13 protein-coding genes are annotated in these 17767 nt (G+C 57.5%); 8 read left to right on the top strand and 5 right to left on the bottom strand.

Going from position 1 to position 17767, the window contains the following annotated elements; all coding sequences use genetic code 11:
- Window positions 1-8: 8 nt before the first annotated feature.
- The 3 genes from KTQ37_RS05780 to KTQ37_RS05770 are packed head-to-tail and all read right to left on the bottom strand — an operon-like array spanning window position 9 to window position 3666.
- Window positions 9-821 carry a DUF6615 family protein gene (locus KTQ37_RS05780; RefSeq protein WP_218629547.1) on the bottom strand — a complete coding sequence of 271 codons (813 nt, stop codon included), beginning with the start codon at window positions 819-821 and terminating at the stop codon, window positions 9-11.
- Window positions 818-2149: a restriction endonuclease subunit S gene (locus KTQ37_RS05775; RefSeq protein WP_218629546.1), complete on the bottom strand. Its 1332-nt coding sequence runs from the start codon at window positions 2147-2149 to the stop codon at window positions 818-820. The genes KTQ37_RS05780 and KTQ37_RS05775 overlap by 4 nt, the downstream gene beginning before the upstream one ends.
- The gene (locus tag KTQ37_RS05770) at window positions 2146-3666 is read right to left on the bottom strand and encodes a type I restriction-modification system subunit M (protein WP_236021097.1); all 1521 of its coding nucleotides are present in this window, start codon (window positions 3664-3666) and stop codon (window positions 2146-2148) included. Before KTQ37_RS05770 ends, KTQ37_RS05775 begins: the two co-directional genes overlap by 4 nt.
- Before the next feature lie 293 nt (window positions 3667-3959).
- Between KTQ37_RS05770 and KTQ37_RS05765 the strand changes: the two genes are divergently transcribed.
- On the top strand, window positions 3960-5558 hold the full coding sequence (locus KTQ37_RS05765; RefSeq protein WP_218629545.1) for a DUF3987 domain-containing protein: 1599 nt from the start codon (window positions 3960-3962) through the stop codon (window positions 5556-5558).
- Window positions 5559-5622: 64 nt separating this feature from the next.
- Window positions 5623-6372: a hypothetical protein gene (locus KTQ37_RS05760; RefSeq protein WP_218629544.1), complete on the top strand. Its 750-nt coding sequence runs from the start codon at window positions 5623-5625 to the stop codon at window positions 6370-6372.
- A 30-nt stretch (window positions 6373-6402) separates the two neighbouring features.
- Here the strand turns inward: KTQ37_RS05760 and KTQ37_RS05755 are convergent, their stop codons facing one another.
- Both KTQ37_RS05755 and KTQ37_RS05750 read right to left on the bottom strand, forming a co-directional pair.
- Window positions 6403-7020: a hypothetical protein gene (locus KTQ37_RS05755; protein ID WP_218629543.1), complete on the bottom strand. Its 618-nt coding sequence runs from the start codon at window positions 7018-7020 to the stop codon at window positions 6403-6405.
- A 245-nt stretch (window positions 7021-7265) separates the two neighbouring features.
- Window positions 7266-8279 carry a hypothetical protein gene (locus KTQ37_RS05750; protein ID WP_218629542.1) on the bottom strand — a complete coding sequence of 338 codons (1014 nt, stop codon included), beginning with the start codon at window positions 8277-8279 and terminating at the stop codon, window positions 7266-7268.
- 697 nt (window positions 8280-8976) lie between these two features.
- Between KTQ37_RS05750 and KTQ37_RS05745 the strand changes: the two genes are divergently transcribed.
- From KTQ37_RS05745 to KTQ37_RS05720, 6 genes are all read left to right on the top strand, one after another.
- The gene (locus KTQ37_RS05745; protein ID WP_218629541.1) at window positions 8977-9507 is read left to right on the top strand and encodes a hypothetical protein; all 531 of its coding nucleotides are present in this window, start codon (window positions 8977-8979) and stop codon (window positions 9505-9507) included.
- A gap of 292 nt (window positions 9508-9799) precedes the next feature.
- The gene (locus tag KTQ37_RS05740) at window positions 9800-11563 is read left to right on the top strand and encodes a tyrosine-type recombinase/integrase (protein WP_218629540.1); all 1764 of its coding nucleotides are present in this window, start codon (window positions 9800-9802) and stop codon (window positions 11561-11563) included.
- Window positions 11560-12951: a hypothetical protein gene (locus KTQ37_RS05735; RefSeq protein ID WP_218629539.1), complete on the top strand. Its 1392-nt coding sequence runs from the start codon at window positions 11560-11562 to the stop codon at window positions 12949-12951. The genes KTQ37_RS05740 and KTQ37_RS05735 overlap by 4 nt, the downstream gene beginning before the upstream one ends.
- A gap of 1046 nt (window positions 12952-13997) precedes the next feature.
- A complete protein-coding gene (locus KTQ37_RS05730) occupies window positions 13998-14276 on the top strand; it encodes a hypothetical protein (RefSeq protein WP_218629538.1) in 279 nt (92 codons plus the stop codon).
- Window positions 14277-14709: 433 nt separating this feature from the next.
- Complete coding sequence (locus tag KTQ37_RS05725) at window positions 14710-17055, top strand: hypothetical protein (protein ID WP_218629537.1); 2346 nt, start codon at window positions 14710-14712, stop codon at window positions 17053-17055.
- A gap of 253 nt (window positions 17056-17308) precedes the next feature.
- Window positions 17309-17662, top strand: coding sequence for a ParD-like family protein (locus KTQ37_RS05720; protein ID WP_218629536.1), 354 nt, complete (start codon window positions 17309-17311; stop codon window positions 17660-17662).
- The last annotated feature ends 105 nt before the right edge of the window (window positions 17663-17767 follow it).

The following is a 17767-nucleotide window of genomic DNA, read 5'->3' as shown; positions in this document are numbered from 1 at the left end:
CGCGTGCCTCATTCGCCATCAAGTTCGAAATAGGCGACGCCCGCCAAATTCCTGTTAGCAAGATATTCATTTATATGCGATGCGCCGTCACCCCGATCATCGGGGTTCGAAAGGAATTGAAGCCATTCTGGCCGAGGCGAATCTGAAATGAGCTCCTGATCGTCACCAAACTTTGCCAGAGCCTCTTTAGCTCCGCAGCCTTTGCTCATGCGGAAGAAAAGGTGCCAAGGCATCATACCATCAATCAATTCCGAGAGCCGGTTGTCGGCCTTGTTCTTCACAAAGGTTGCGGACGAAACCGCGCATCCCCAGTCAGTTGTGGCGCAAGCGAAAGGACTCTTGAGCGAGGAGAAGAGCTCTCGATTTGCGACCCAAGGATGGTTGTAAAACACATAGATTGGGTTGTATCCGGCGCTTTTCGCGGTGGAGATGAGATCTTGCGCCTGAATGCCGTCCTTCTTGAGCCCCCCATACACCCCACGCGATAGGGCCATACGCTTGAGGGTCAAGCCGGAAGAAAGAACCTTAGCTTGCACGCGGAATCCGACTTGGCAAAAGGGAGTGGAAAAATACCACTCCCAATCCGCACCATTCCCCGATTTCGCGTCTTTTTTGCTGCCACCTTCCTCAATGCGGTTGAACATCTTGATGTGAAGGCCGGTGTCTTGGCATTCGCGGGCCATCCGCAAAAGAAGCATCTCGGTAATAGTTTCTTCTTGCAGCTTCAAACCGTAGTGCAGCGCGTCATCCTGTTCGCGCCAGACCCAACCTGCAAGCTGCTGCAGGTAGTGCCGCTCGAAAAATGGCACGCGATAAATCATGCGACCTCCTCCGCCAGTTCGCGCGCCTCGCCCACACGCAGTTCGCCGGACATTAGCCGGGGCAAGAGCGTATCGCGCAAGGTAGCAAGTGTTTTGTTTTCACGTGCATTGTTGATAAGACGAGCGATCATGGGCGCGACTATGATGTCGAAGGCCTCGACGATTTCGTGAGTAGGAAGAACAACCTCGAGCCCTCCAACCATTTTCGTGGTCAAGCTGCCTCGTGAGCTGTTTGCATCGGATATCGCGCGAAACTCTTCATACCTGCGCTGCAGGTCACAATAGAGGTAGCTATCAGGAACTACGGAGGTGTCTGCCTCACATGCGATCACGGACTGATTCACGTAGCAATCAATCGATAGGTAGGATGTTTGCCCTCTTGTCTTGCCTTGTCCCGCGCTTGCCACAACGATCGCCCCTCGTCGCGCGCGTCTGGTAGATGAGCCTTTAATTCCAGCATCTGTGATAGTTTTTTCGGTATCTACGATGAGGCTTTGCCTCGTTTCGCCTGAAGACAACCAAGGGAACTCTCCCCCCCAAAAGGCGCCCTCACTTGTTTTTGGTGTTCCACCGCTGAAGATTCGAGAACAAAGCTCGTCGATCCGTGCCATGCGCCACCCCACCGGCAATCCGTCATCCCCAAAGCTGTCAGGGAAAAGGGCGGCGGTGGCGGGGGCCATGTGGGCGGGCGGGCGGCCTTCGGTCTTGGCCCAGACGGGGTCGAAATCGACGAACCACGACCGGTAGAGCGCCCGCGCCATCGCCTCCAGCGTCGCCGCCGTCTTGCGGTTCAACTCGATCTTGTCATCCAGCGTCCCAAGGATCGCCGCGATCTCCCGTTGTTCTTCGATTGGGGGAACGGGAAGCTGGACGTGCCTCAAATCACGTATGGGCAACTGCGGCTGCGCACTCCCTGATGTCAGAGATGCGATTTGATCAGAGAACAATTCGGAGCGCAGAAAAAATGATAGAAATTCAGATGAAATTTGCGCTTTGTCCGGTCGAATGATCACCATTCCAGAGTTGATCCGAACATGTTCGAAGGGAACTGTTGGACCAAAATACGCAACGTTCCCCACAGTGCCACGAGTCGTAAGGACACTGTCGAAGCGCGCAAGCTTTCCCTTGCGCAACAAGCTGTCTCTGTCGGCAGAGATGAATTCGCATTTTGAAAAATCAAAGCCACGTTTGGTGACATTTGTGGCACTCAGAAACAGGCAATCTCCTGCCGGCAGCAACTGTTGCTTTGAAGGATAGTTTTTCCCTCGATCGCCATCCAGAATCTGTGTGGAGCCCGAGCCGAGCGCCTCATTGCGCCAACCATTCATCCCAACGCCCCCAGCCGCGCCTCAATCTCGGCCTCCAGTCGCCGCCCCTCGGCGAACTGGCCGCGCAGATCGCCCATCAGACGCTCGAACTTCTCCTCGAAGGGCTCGCCGTCCTCTTCCGCCGCCCCGGCGCCGACATAGCGGCCTGGGGTCAGGACGAAGTTGTGTTTGGCGATTTCCTCCAGCGAGGCCGCCTTGCAGAAGCCCGGCTCGTCCTCGTAGGTGCCGGCGTCCGGCTCCCCCCGCCATGCGTGGTAGGCGCGCGCGATCCGGGCGACCTCGTCATCCGACAGTTCCTTCTGCTTGCGGCTTCCCGGCACCAGCGCGCCCATCTTGCGCGCATCGATGAACAGCACCTCGCCGCGCCGGTCGCGCAGCTTGGCGTCCTTCGCGATGCCGTTCGACTTGTCCTTGGCCAAGATCCACAGACACGCCGGGATCTGCGTGCCGTAGAAGAGCTGCCCCGGCAGCGCCACCATGGCGTCCACCGCGCCCCCTTCGACCAGCGCGCGGCGGATGTCGCCGTCGCCCCCGGACATTGACGACATCGACCCGTTGGCCATGACCACGCCGCCGATCCCAGCGGCCGAGAGGTGGGCATAGATGTGCTGGATCCAGGCGAAGTTGGCATTGCCCACGGGTGGTGAGCCGAACTTCCAGCGCACATCCTCGCGCAGCAACTCGCCCGACCAGTCGGAGATGTTGAACGGTGGGTTAGCGAGGATGTAGTCGAAGCGCTCGTCCGGGAAGGCATCCTTGACCAGCGTGCCTTCGGAGTTCCAGCGGATGTCGGCAAAGATGCCGCGGATGGCGAGGTTCATCCGGGCAAGGCCGAAGGTGGTGTGGTTACGCTCCTGCCCATAGATGGCGATATCATTACGCTGGCCGGAATGCGCCTCGATGAACTTCTCGGACTGAACGAAGAAGCCACCAGTGCCGCAGCAGGGGTCATAGACGCGACCCTTCGTCGGTTCGATCATTTCGATTAGCGTATCGACCACGGATTTAGGGGTGTAGAACTCGCCGCCGCGCTTGCCCTCGGAGCTGGCGAATTCGCCGATGCAGTATTCGTAGATGCGGCCGATCAGATCGAAGTCCCGACGGTCGCCGTGCAATTTGATGTTGGTGAAAAGGTCGAGCAGCCCGGTGAGCATGGCCCGGTCAATGCTTTCCTTGCCGAAGACCTTTGGCAGCGCTCCCTTGAGAGTTTCGTTCTCGGCCTCGATTGCCCGCATGGCATCGTCAATCATGATGCCGATCCTGGAATCCTTGGACTGTTTGGCCAACGTCGACCAACGGGCCTTTTCCGGCACCCAGAAGACGCTTTCAGCCAGATATTCGTCCGGATCCTCGGGGTCGGCGTATTCGTCGTTGGTTAGCTGATCGTGAAGGCGCTCAAACGAGATCGAGACGTAGCGGAGGAACAAAAGACCGAGCGCGATGTGCTTGTATTCGCCCGCATCCATGGAACCGCGCATCTTGTCGGCGGCGGCAAAAAGGGTCTTTTCGATACTCAAGGTCCGTCCCTACTGGTTTCAAAGCCGTTGGCGCGGCGAAAAACAACTTACCGGTGAGTTGTGGGCGAATTTATGGCTGCGGGCAAGCGTCGGGTGCCACACGAGCAGCAATTTGTCGGCGACTTGTCGGCCATCAGAATGCAAGTTTTTTCTATTGTTTTCGTTATATTAGAAGTTCTGTCGGCTGTCGGCGGGCGCCCCCGTTTTTCTCGAAGCAATAGGTCAAACCCGACTCTCGGATTTTCTTCTCGGTATCAATGTCCCGTGCACGCAACCAAAGGAAAGTCGTGCACATGGCAAAGAAGGTCCCCCCTACTCCGACGCAAAAAGCCATCAACACCGCGAGGAGTGAGATCTTCGCAGGCGTTCGCGTAAAGGATGGCAGGCAGACCCGCGTTCTCACCAGCAAAGAAAAAAGCGACCTCGCGGTCATGCTGGCCGTGAAGGAACGTCCCGAGGCACTGGACATCACCCCATTGATTCCGCGCGGATCTTACCTCGAGCGTATGGTAATGCATTTCAAGAACACCGATACCAGCTACGCTCTGCCCCTGTTTCAATTGATCATGGTGGCAGCCTCCTGGCTGACGCAGAACGGCGCGGTGACCCTAATTCCCGGGCTTGCACCACTCCGTCCGATCCTGTGGACCATCGCCCTGGCTGCCTCTGGAAGCTCCAAAACACTTGCGACCGAGCGTGTCGCGGAAGCGCTTGCTGACGAGGGGGCCAAAGAACCGGTGAAGATGTTCCCGACAGGCTGCACAGACGCCGAATGGATCATCAGCCTTCTGCACAATAATGGGAGCTTTTGGTTCCAGGACGAGGTCGGGCAGTTTCTACAGCAGGTCCGCACTCAATCGAATTATGCACGGATCAAGCCTTGGATGCTCGACGCCTACTCCCACAAGACGGTCGCCAACCGACTGAAAAGCGAGCAAGAAAAGTTGGTCATAGAGGACCCCCATTTCACCTTCTTTGGCCTGACGGTTCGCGAGACGTGGAAGATGAACGTGGACCTGCCAAGCATGCTCGACGGCTTATGCCAGCGCTTCAACTACGTCATGGCTGAACCGCGGACGGACACGGACATGTTTGACCATCTGCTATTCTTTAAGGGAGACGAGTGCGCTCACGAACAGGCGAGGCTGCGCGAGATGTGGTTCGCGCTCTGCTCACAGCCGAACAGCCGTGGCACTTACACGCTCGACAACGAAGTTCTGCCCTATCTCGAGTCATGGTGGCACGGCCTCCGCCCGAGTTGGGGCAATAGCCAACTGCCTGGGTCATTCATCCGGCGCATTGGTTACTCCGTGTTCAGCTACCTTCCGGTGATCCAGTTTCTGCTGGGTCGCGCCCGCCAACCCATTGACATCGAGACTGCGGAAATTGCGACGAAGTATGCTGAATTTCATATGGAAAGCGCACTTACCATGATCCGAGAATACGATAACGGATGGGCGGACCAGATCCGAACTGTTGCCGAACATCGCGACCGCCTGAAGGAATCTGGCGCCAGTTCGGTTTCTGCACGAGACATCAATCGGAGGCTCAGCGCGAAGGTCCGGGCGGAACTGAATTCGGCGCGGATCAGAGAGGTTCTCAATCTTCTGGAACAAGTTGAGATGCCCGCCGATCTGCTTGGGCCCTCGTGCCCCAACGATGCCAAGATCGCTGACCAGTTGTTTGCCCGCCACTCCGCTCATAAAGCACGCCAGAAGCAGCAAGAGCTTTCGAGAAATCAAAAGCGGCTGGAACGACTCTTGAAGGCTTATCGAGACCAAGAACCGGCGGAAAATGGAGTCGAGCGCGACGATACCGTGAGAGACAGCGACTACGAAGTGGAGCGAATGCTTAACGTCATTGAACTCCCGCGAGTCAGATCAAGCCGTTGAGCAACATTCTCGGGCAAGAGACACGTCGACTGGGCAAGGAATCGGGGATGAGTTTACGGGTTCCTTGGCACGGCAGGACATCGCAGCGCTCGGGGCCAATCTGAGTTTTCGATTTTTCGCGAACGAACCAATGTTCTTTTCACATCCCGTTGCGAAGGAAACAATCATGAACAATTCTAAAGCGGAAACGATCCCAATCGGGATCATCTCTACGGATGAGGCGGCACGCATTCTCGATTGCGCCGCCCTCTATGTCGCAAAACTGGCCCAAAAGTCGGGGCTTGAGATCTGCACCCTCCAGGAACACGGCAATACCCGCTTCTACCTCGAAAAAGAGGTCCGAAACCTTGCGGCGCTGCGCAACATCGACCCGCGCTCCCAAGGCTACATGGATACTGCGGAAGCTGCGGCTATCCTGATGTGCCCGCCATGCCGCGTCAAATGGCTGATGCTTGAGGAGAACGCGAGGGGACGGAGCTTCCCCGGCCAGCGCAGGACCCAGTTCTACCCCAGGCAGGCTGTTCTCGAAAAAGCCGAGAGCATGGGCCTGAACGAGCTGCGCGAACCGGGATACCAGCCCCCCACGACGGCAGCCACCCGCAACACAAAGCCGATTTCGCCAGAAAAACACGGATATGTGGATCTGCTCGCCGCGGCCGACATCCTTGGATGTTCCTCGAAACGCACCGGAGAGCGGATCCGGCGGTCTTCCTTGAAGGGAAGGCGCTTCCCAGGAGCAGGAAACCGGCTCTACTACCTGAAACGGGACCTGGTGGAGCTTGTAAAGGCGTCAGCCCGCAGTTCGACACCATAGTCGTAGCGCCGACGCCGCAAACGGATGCAGCTACCCGGGCAGGCTCGAATGAATTTCGGGGCGGTAACCTGCATGCAGCAATGCAATGATTGGCTTTGGTGTCAGAACGCTGACCGAGCCGCTGATCGGGACGGGAATTTGCCCATAACCATCAAAACTCCAACGGTGTCCAGCGTCGTTCCATCTTAGGAAAGAGTCCCCGTCCATCGAGATCATGGCACCATCAGGGAGCTCTTCGAATTCGGCTTCGAAGATCACCTTTTGACCGCGCTGTATTCGCGCGACGTGGAGCGCACGATCAATTGTCATCCTCAGCGATGCGCCCTTTGGAGGTTTGCCGTGAACCTGCTGCCAAATCTGCGTGAACACTCGGTAGCATTCGTGACGACAAGTGGCGCATGGGCGATGACCCGCAGCCAGAGCGGTTGCTTCATCGAGGAAGAAGAGTTCGGTATAGCTGTGCGGCGCCATCAGGGTGCGCTTGTTACCGTTGAAACTCAGCGCACAAGCCACCCAATTCTGATGTGCATGCGTCTTGAGAATATTCTTGTCCTCATCATGTAGAATTCCGCGGTTCCCCATCAGCGAGCCCCGCGCAGCCGAAGCAACGATTTGACCGAACGGATTGACGCGGTTTTGCAGTGCCATACGTATCTCTCTACCAACTTCAAAGTGCGTGCTTGAGGTAGACCCATGCGTGAAAACGGCACTGAATGAACATTGCAAAATCTCAGAGGATCGACCGGCAAATCTTATCAAGACTACCCGGTCAGAAGATCAAAGTGGTCGTTCCCTGCAACTTGTGAAAATGACGGCGATGCGGATTTTTCTGCCTTTGAGCTCGCGGCAGTTTTGCGGCTCTTCTCGCGAGGGCGGCGATCATTGAGGGTAGGTCAAGCGACCGTCAAGCCGTTAAGAGCCACGATCAAGGAGGCCAAGGCGGCAAAAACGGTCCCGACGACATGGCCCACCTGTCTATATTTGGCCGGAGCCAAAAGCGATCCGGGATATCCCAGCGCAAGGATCGCCAAGGCCCCGCCCACACCGGTTGCGAAATTGGTCTCAAAGCCGCCCCCGCCCGATCCGTCGAACCAGATCGCAGTTCCGACACCACCCAGATAAAGAACGCCGATCACGAACCAGAAATAGCTTGAGAAATCACCCAGAACCACGCGCACGAAAAGCCGTTCAAAATCGCATTTCAGGCCATTCGTGACATAGATCGCCACCCAGACCAATCCGGTAAAGGCCAAGGAGAGACCGAGGCCGAGAAAGAAAAGCACGAAACCGTCTATCGGCCTTTCGTCGACAAACAGGAAAGCCGTAGCCACCAGAACAAACAGAACCCAACATGTCGCCCCTATGCTCCACCCCCAGGCGGCGACCTTCAGCAACCTGCGCGATGCGCCGTCTTTGGCCGCACCAACCGATCGCTTACGCAAGGCGCGATAGGTCGGCGCAGATTTCTGCTGCGCAGCAAAGCGAACCTCCTGCGCGCGGGCGCGTTCCTTGATCTCATCGGGCAGACGCCCCCACATCTCGACCAGGCGTTCCCAGACAACCACCTGTTGTTCGGTTTTAGAGCCGCCGAGCCGTTCCATCGCACCGGCGAGATATATCAGCGGCTTAAGTTGAAAACTGTCGCCCAGAATTTCATCAATGAATATCTGCAAAACGCCGTTCTTCCGCGCCATGCCGGAAATGACCCGCAGGAACGTGTCCAACTCATCGGCATCGTGGAACCACGACGGATAGAAGGATGCGCCGTTCCGCACCATCTCTCGGGCGCGGGCGATATTGGCCTCGAACCGCTGCGCTCGGATGACAAGGTAGTTGCGAAGAAAGGCAAAGCCGACGAACGCGAGAACAGACAAGCCCATTGTAGGCCATGCCAGCACCAGCGACAAAAGGAAAAGCGCAGTCATCATATTCGGACCCTCTGCCTTTGGTGTGGCCGGAAATCAGGGCGGGGATCAGGCGAAAATATGGAGATTTCCGGAACTGGCACCCTTCCAACAAAAAAGGACCCCGCAAATCGCGGGGCCTTCTCGTGAACCTGTCTGACAGGTTTAGTTCTTCGACTTGTCCATCAACTTGCCTGCGGAGATCAACGGTGCCGACGGCATGACCTGCTTGTTAGTATTTGGCTGGCACCAGAAGAGAAGCACAGTGTCCCAGCCCGAGGATCGCCAAAGCCCCATCGGCGCAGCGTGAGAAATTGGTTTCAAATCCGCTCTGGCAATAGGGACGGAGGGAGTGGCGTGCGGTCGGTAAATGACCGGAACGGCCTCAAACCGGACCTTAGCCGCGTGCTGCCTGCACAGCAGCTACGAGGTGGGGATCTCCGGTCAGTTTTACTAAGACTGCGCGGTCAATCTTAGCGAGAACGGGCGGTGGTTTTCTGAGAATACGCAGACATCCGTTGAAACTGTCAGAGATCCACTTGAAATCCCTCGATTACTTTCATGGTCCAAACCTAAATCTCTGAACACGCTCAGCAACTGCTCTTTCCGCGGCCTCGGCCCCGATCCTTCGGATGTCAGAATATTTTCCGAAATCTGACAAAAGACCCACCTCCTCGGCACAACACCGAGGAACCTTCGCATGCCACACCACGCCGCGCCCACAGCGCATGCCGGACAAGTTACGACGTCGCAGTTGGCGGAGTTCTTCGTTTGCTCGAATGAGATGGCGCGGCAGATCATGCGCCGGGTAGACATCCCAAAGCGCGGCGGAGGGTATTCCCGGCAACGGCTCTGGCGCGCTCTTGGCTTCCTCGGCCCATGTCCTGTGGATGATGACCCGCTATGGCAACCCCTTGCAGATGTGGCGACAGCGGCAAAGATTGCCATGGTCTCGGAAAAAACGGTCGGACGCATGTTCGACGGAAGGCACGCGGACAAGACCTTCGTGAACCACCTATTTCTGGGCCCGCGAAAGCGGCTGATCTTTCCGTTCGAGCTTGAAGCTTGGCTGACCGGGAGCACGCCCAGGTTTCAGCGCCCAATCGAACGCATTCACGCCGGACTGCGCCCTGGAACCAGCTCTGCCGGTATATCTGCCCAGAAACCCAACCGTGCAGGAAGGAATGTCCGGCCCACGGCCGGTCTGTTCCTTTCCCCGAAAAGCGCATGAAGAGATTTTTCCAAATTGTTTCCCGGAGCTGTCATTTGGACCCATATCATTATTGCCGCGGTGATGAGCGAATTTGCGACACCCTGCGCCACAAAATGCAAAAACGACCAGTCCAAAATGACACTCAGACGCAAGAATTTTCTAATATCGGTCAATGACACCGGCAGCAGACAAAATGACAAACACCCCTGAATATTCGGTGTCGGAAAATTCATATGTTTTTGTCATTTCTCTCTTCGGTTTTCACGATAACGGCCAATTTGTCATTTAATGGACATTATCAGAGGTCGAAATGAGCTTTCAAAAACCGATCACCGCGATGACCCTGCAAGATGTCCAGGAATGGGCTCGCCAGCAAGGCAATACAGATTACGCCAACGCGGTTGCGCGCTTTCCCAAACTGACTGACGGCACGCCCCTCAGCCAGGCCCCAGCGGACCTGCTCATGATCAAACGGGCCCTCCCCCTCCAAGGGTTCGATCCGACGCGCAACAAATCTGAAGCCGCCTACAAGGCCACGCGGCGCAAGATCATTGCCGCCGTCAAAGGCGCTACGGGAGAAATTGAGGCCGCGCAGGAGAGACGTTGTCGCACTGATGCTTGGTCGATGCTTATGGAACGGATGGAAGCCAGGGCACCCGCGCTTTGCGCCAAAGGCGGGCACCCGCCATTTGTCATGGTCCCCGTGCGCAAGTTGGCCGACCTCGCGCGCCAGCACCAGGTGGAACCACGCGACGTTAGTCAAGACTGGCTGAGCACGTTGATCCCTGTTCTCGATCAGAACGAATGGCGTGCCCTTCAGCACGCTCTGCGAACACTGAACCGGGCACGCTCATTTTCGGAGATCCTGGCGTTGCTGCCGACAGAGCCCTTTCCCGCGCCCAAAAGGCGGCGGTTCGAGAACCTGGACCTCATTCCTCCGCATCTTGCCAGCGAAATTGAAGACTGGGTCGCAAACGCAACGTGCGCGGAGTTTGATCCCGTTGAGCAGGAATTCGTCAAGACATCTTCGAAATCCGATCGTGACTTCAAGCGCGCCGCGCTTAGGAAATTCGTCAGCACGCTGTTTCAGTGTGGCGCGGTGGCTGCCGATTGCCAGCAGTCGTTGGGCGATCTCCTCACCCCCGACGCTGGTGCCGCCGCCGTGCGCTACTGGTCAAAGCATGCCGGGCAGTCAGGTCATATCTCTGCCCGAAGCGCCCATGATTACATGAAAGCGAATTTCGTCGTCATGTCGCGGAACCGTCTCGATCCAGAACCGATCAAAGCCCATTTGCGATCCAATCGCTTTCTGACCCAGGGGAAAAGGGCGAGTGGGGAAATGTCAGATCGATCACGGAAATTCTGTGAGAATCTGCTGGGCTCAACGCGGCAGACCATGACTTTCCTCTCGCTGCACGTGCGGTTTCGCAACGATGCCGAAGAACTGCTTCAGCAAATCAGCGATCGAGACTGGGTTCCAACCACCCTCGAGTTGAACCGTATCCGCCAACTCGGCACGGTTGCCGCCCTCTGTGCGATCGAAACCCGCGGGGCGCCTCTTCGCATCGAGAGTGCCTTGAACCTCGTCTACCGCGGACCGAAGGCAACGTTTCTTCTGCCGTCCACGCAAACTCAACATGCGACGATCAAGCTGAGCCCCGAGCACACCAAGAACAACGTCGAAATCTGGGCCCCCATGGCGCCCGGCAACCTGAATGGTCTCGAGACCATTCTTTGGTATCTCAAGAAGATCCGCCCGCTCTACGCTGGCAACGACACCAGTTCCTACCTTTTTCCCGGCGTTCGTGGTCGTGGCCCCCTGCTCTATCAAACATTTTTGATCTGGTTCAAACGCCTCACGCGTGCCGCCGGAATCCCAATGACCCCGCATAAGTTCCGCCACGGCCTTGCGTCCCTGCTTTTGCAGAAGAACCCCGGACGGTGGGATTTGCTCGAGCGATTGCTTGACGACAAGCCCGGCACCGTGCGGAAAAACTATGCTTGGGTAAACGCTCGGGCTCAACGCGAAGAGGTGCAGAAATACGTTCTCGATCTCTCGGAGATCCGCCAATGACCGCGCGCGACCGACGGACCAAGGCGCAGATCCTGCAAAATGCGCGCTGGGATCCGCTGATCGGCGATCCCGGACTCGACGCGGCCTCGACCGACAACCTTCGGATCCTTGATGATTTTCTGAGATACATCGAGGACCTCAAGATTGCAGATACACGCGCCCTGAGCCAGCAAGACTTTCTGACTTTCGATCAGCATAGCAGGTCTCACAGCCGACTTCTCAGACTGAACCGCGCGATTGATGCGGTCTTTCCCGGACACCCGTCGACGATCGCGCTCCGCGCAGCGATCCTCGTCAAGATGCGCGCCTATCTCGGGACAGCCCTTAACGCGACGAAGCGCCCGCGCCGTATCGATAAATCGGTGCCCTATGAGCAATTGCCAGAAACTTGGCAGGACGCGTTCACCGCCATGGAGGCGGGCTTCGAACGAAACCGCGAGACAGCACCGAGCGCAGGTATGCTGCCAACGCTCAAGATGAAGGCACGGCAGCTTCTGCGCTCCGCACGCGATGCCGACCTGCCAGACCAGCTCTCGGAGGCGGCCGTGCGCGCCTATGCGCGAGACCTGCGCGAACGGCAACTCGCCGCGGCCACGCTGCGCGCCTCGTTCTCCGCTCTGTTGAAATTCGCGCGCTACACTGGCGCCGACGAGGCGACCGTGGATCTTCTTGCAGAGCTCAGCCGCACCTACGAGGCAAAGGCGGCCAAGGCGCCGAAGCAGAAATTCGCGCATCTTCAGAACACCGGCTATTCGCCCGTGGCGCTAATCGAGAAAGCAAGCACGATCCTCGCCGCAGCCCAAGCGCTCCCTTGCCCGCGTGAACGCCATGCGCAGCGAAACCGCGCCGCGGCGATTGCGCTTTTTTCGGTGATGCCTGTGCGACTCGCTGACACGCGACTGATATTTGGGAAAACCCTATTCTGGGCCGACAAGGCCTATGCCATAGATGCTCGACTGTCGAAAACCGGCTATCACTGGGCAGCAAAGATTGACACACGACTGAACACGTTCATCGATGCGCTGATCCTGCGAGGGTGCGACCCAGACTGGCTGGACCAGATGCGGCAGGACTGCCTCGCCTCCAGGCGCGCCCTGTTCATCACGCATGCCGGAAAACCGGTCGCCTACAACTATGTCTCCGATGCATGGCGTCGAGAGGTGGGCACTGGCGAGCATATCGCCCGAACGGTGTTACATACTTTTCTCGGCATCAAACTTGGCCAGGCCGGAACAGATATGGCGATGTCAGCCTGTGGCCAGACCAGCCATCAGACTGCGGCAGCTTACCAGGGTGATGCGCTAACAATGGCGCAGCGGATGCGCGCACAGCAAGAACTTCAAGACATTACGAAAGCGGCGGATCATGGAATGTTCGCTTTCATCTGACGGATCAGGGGCGGCCGCGCACGCGCTAAGCTGCAATTTTGATGGAAACTCGTGGAGAAATATTTGCGAAGAGGCCAAGCTCTGAACAATGAAAAAGTCCTCGATATTCTTTATCGACTTCGAAGCATCGTCACTACGGGGCTGGCCGATCGAAATCGGGCTGTCCTGGATCAGCCATGGCCGCGTGGAGACGTGGTCGTCATTGATCCGACCTCGCGCCCAGTGGCCAGACAGTGCGTGGGACCCAACGGCGAACCGAATACACGGCATTGCACGCAAAGAGCTCGACCTTGCTCCGTTAGCTTCTAAAGTTGCCGATACATACCGTCACATCGTGGGTGGCGAACTGGTGATATCAGACGCCCCAGACTACGACGGCGCGTGGCTTCAAGAGCTTGTGGAGGCATCATGCCCCCTGGAGAACTATCACGAGCATGCCGCCAGAACTTTTTCGGGGGCCGCATTGGATTACTTGTATGAGCGGCTTGAGCGATCAAAACCGCCACACCGCGCAGGGCCAGACTCAGCACGGCTCGCGACAGCATGGCTCAGAGCGTTGCAGATTTCACGAAACATACCTTGATCGACGGGAATCAACTGATCGCGCAGCCTGATCAATCACCTGCGACGCCCCCCGAGATCAGATTATTGCCCAAACACTAACTTTGCTCATTCGCAAGTGCGCACTCGCACGCAAAACGCGGTGCAGATCGCGGTGGATGCGGTGGGTTGCGCTGAGCGCTGACTCGCACCGACCCAGAGCTTTCCTGCCGCGAAACAGGGTCAAACCCCCTACGCGGCTCAGGAAGCCGAAGATATGACTGCGCAACTAACAACGCAAAACCGGCTACCAGCGCACGCATTGCGAAGTAGTTCGATCACCAGAAAGCGGGTCAAACAAAAAATTTCCGCGTTGAGAATAGAGACCCATCTCCTCCCTGTAGCAGCGCGCACTCCGTCAACTGCTGCGGTCAAGGCGAATTGCCTGATTAAAAACACAGACGGGATTCCTCGAAAACCGAGGACCCAGCATCAAGGAAACTAATATGACGAACAAGGCTTCCATCCTCGAACTCGTGAGCATCTGCATTTCTGATGGCCTTTACATCCAAGCCGACTTCACGGCTAACATCGGCGGCGTCGACAAGCCCCTTTTGGTCGAAGCCGAACGGGCTCTGGGTCCTATTGCTGTCCATATCGATGATGCCGTCTGGAAGGAAACCGACGAAGACGCGTTGGACTTTGCCGCCACGCACTACGACACAATCCTTGCGCTCCTGGAGGAAGAGCTTGCCCTGTTCGACAAGGCCGCGCTCGTTTGGTAACGGAGAGCCTGTGAAAGAAGGTGCCTTTCCAGTTCAAACGATCAAGGCACTGAACACTCACCCAAAAAACGCGACCATCAGATCCCGGCGATTTCCGGGATCTGATTACATCTCCGCCTCGCTTAGGATATCAAGCGGCTCACCGCGTTCATTATCGCGATACTGCTGAGGGCAATTCGTCAGCAGGGAGTGAGACACACCACGCCGTCGCGTGCACCGCACTTCGCAACCCAAAGTGGCCAAGCTTTTTGCCATCCAGTAGCCTAATCTTCCTCCAGCGTTGATAGCCCATCGCGTGCTGTAAGCGGCGCGGAAGGGCGCCACGATTTACCAAGCCAAAAGATCGCGACAGGAAAGACGCCCGTATCCTCTTGGCACACGACTGCATTACGTGAAAACTGAACGGTAACGCTTTGCGAATATTGGCGATTCCATGAAGCACACCCATACTGCCACCATTTCGCCCGAGGCCATCCTGTCAGGGATCGGAAAGGCCGATCGAGTGCTGATCGCAACTTACCTCGCGCTTCTCGCTGCGGGTGACAGTCTCACCATCATGAAAGGTGCGGTGAAAGATCTCGGTAAGAAATTGCGGCTGCTCGAGGAAGATACTGCGGCGCAGATGCAAGATCGTATCCAGACCATCACGGCATCTCCCGTAACCGACGATGAACTGCGCCACCACCTCTGGGTTGCCCTGACGAAAAGTCTCGATGCTCAGGGGGAGACCCCATTCTCGCCTCGTTCGGCCCGGATGTCCGCTTCGGCTCTTGCCGTGCGCGCCTCGGAGCGGCTTTCGCCGACAATCCGCAAAACCCGGGAGCTTGAGGAGGAGAAACGGACGAACTCGTGTATTGCTCACAACATATCGTGGTCGGAAAAACTGGGTGCCAACGCTGCCAGCAGGGTCCGGAAGCTCAAAAGTCTTCTGCACGGCACCGAGCCGCTGCCGTTCCCAACGATCGTCGAGGAAGAAATCCTCGCATTGATGCAAGATACCGCGATCATGGAACAGGCGGAGCAGGTAGCCGCGACGAAGGATCCACAGTTGGCAGAGGCCGTAAAAGAAGCGCACCAGGCTGCGCAACTTGCCATGGCAGCCGGCGGCGGATGGGCAATGTTTGCAGCTATCGTCGCCAACGCCGGCTTCACTCCCTACATTCTTGCGGCTCAAGCCAGTGCGTGGGTCCCATTGGTCGGCGGCAAGACGCTGGTTTCGCTTCTCGCCGTCCTGGTCAGCCCAGTCACGCTTATCGTCGGCCTTGGGGCCATCGTTTGGCTCGGCGCGGGCAAAACCGGGGACGTCGTCAGATCAGCAATCGCGTCCAGGGTCTGCGTCCTACTGGCCATCGGCGGGCAAGAGAAACCCGAAGAAGGGGTGGCTGGCTTTCTCGACTCAATGCGGACTTTGACACGAGCGCCCGAGTCGAAGATGGCGCATCTTTCCAAATCCGAACGGCGCGCTTTTCGACGCCACGCGGCCATCGTTACCCGCCATCTCGGAAAGCCAATCTTCACGATAGCCGGAACACCTCCTGCACCATGGAATCGACGACTACCTCCGACGACGACGAAGGCTGGCCTTACTGATGCACTTCTGGCCGGAACACTCACAGCCGGAGAGATGTATTGGCACGCCGCATCGATTAACCCGGATGTCATCGCAGCCGCGGATTTCTGTCGTATTGACGATCTCGGCGATCCCGTATCTTTCGCGGCAAACGCACAGATGTTCGCCTCCGACGCCGCGGGTTACTCGTTGCGTGGATACACGGCTGAGCGCCTTGTCATGAACCGTCTAATAGCCGATGGCCGCGCGGTGTCGCTTGCACCTGACAGTAACACGGCCGGGTTGGATCTGATGGTTGACGGCTCGCCGGTGCAGATAAAATGTGGCGGGAACATCTCGAACCTCACCGAGCACTTCGAAAAATATCCCGACATTCCCGTGATCGCAAATGCCGAACTTGCACTTCAAGCCTGGGAACGGGGCGAAGACTGGGCCGACCTCGTCAGCACGGTGCCCGGCTTCGAGATTGCCGGCATAGAGGCTGACCTTGTTGAAGCACTTGGCCACGCGGCCTCCATCGCGGATCCGGGCGTCGTTGAGCTCGCGCTGGAGCTTGGTTTGCTGAGGGGAGGCCTCGAGGCGTGGCGCGGCAGGGTCCCACTAACGGATCTCCCGGCTTGGATGATCATGAACGCGGGAGCCAAGGGGGTGCTCGCATTCGCCGGAGGCAAAGTCGGTTGGCTCGCCGGCCTCGTTGCCGTCGGTCCGGCCGGCGCCGTGATCTTCGGCCCCGCGGTCGCATGCGCGGCCCTGATCGGGGCAATGCCCCTACAAGGTGCCGCGACCAGGGTTTTGTTACGGGATTGGCACGTGGAGCTACTCTCACTGGCCGCTGACCTGCATGCCCAACTTCGCCTTGCCACAGAAGCACGCATCAGGGAACTGAGCGCGAGATCCGAAGCAATCCGCGCCAGAACAGCCCGCGACGGCAGCACCTTTGGTCGATGGCTCGGCCTTCGGTCAGATGACGACCTTATAGCGGCGATTGAAGAACTCGCCAGCATGGGCGAACCACCGCGCACAGCGGCAGACGTTCCCTCATTGATCGTCACCGCGGCGCTTCTTGCTCCAGGGGTAAGAGCGGTCCTTCTTTCCAGAAAACGATTAGAACGACACTTGTTAAGACGCCCCGAGCTCATCGAAGTCGTTGGGAAGCGGGCGATGGATCTCGCGCGTCGCTCCGGATCGCATGTTCCGGAGAAGGATTGAGGTGCACCACACATTAAGAGATTGATCTGCGAAGACGGCCTCACTGACGCACACAGCGCGATGGTCAAAGACGCCTGGGCGTTTGTCGTCACACAAAGAACGCCATGATTCTTGCAGGTCTTTTCAGAAATTTTGAAAGGAAGTTATGGACTTCCTGTCGATGCCTGACAAAACTCAAAGCTTGAGCGTTTATGTTCTGAACTTGACTTAAGTGTGCCATCTTGCCAGCCTCAAGCTGGAACAGGAGGGGAACATGGCTCAATCTGTCAAACTTCCTGATGACATTATGGCTCTGGTCCGGCGCGAAGCCGAACTTAATAGCCGGTCAGTTGCCGCACAGATCACGCATTGGATCAAGATCGGCAGGGCAGCCGAGAGCTCGGACTCCTTCAATTTTGCCAGGATTACCGCAGCACTCGAAGGCAGGCTCGACACGACAGATCTGGGCGAAGAAGAATGTGTCTGGCTCGACAGCTTCACCAAAAAAATGGGCGAAGTCTCGGCCGTCGAGCATGCCTTCTTTACTCAGCGCCGGTCTCTCGGACGTGGAGTCGGCATTGATGCCGCCGGCAATATCGTCCGTGCGGAGGTTGACCCCGGAGCATGAGACCAAGCTTCGTTTTGCCTGTCAGAACCAACGGTTGAACTCGCCTGACCGCATTTCCGCCCCCAACAGACCGCGCCAGTCATGGCCTCCCCCCTCACGACTGCG

Origin of the sequence: Sedimentimonas flavescens (assembly GCF_019264375.1) — a bacterium.
Classification (GTDB): Bacteria; Pseudomonadota; Alphaproteobacteria; order Rhodobacterales; family Rhodobacteraceae; genus Rhodobacter; species Rhodobacter flavescens.
This window is presented reverse-complemented; position numbering and strand designations above follow the sequence as displayed.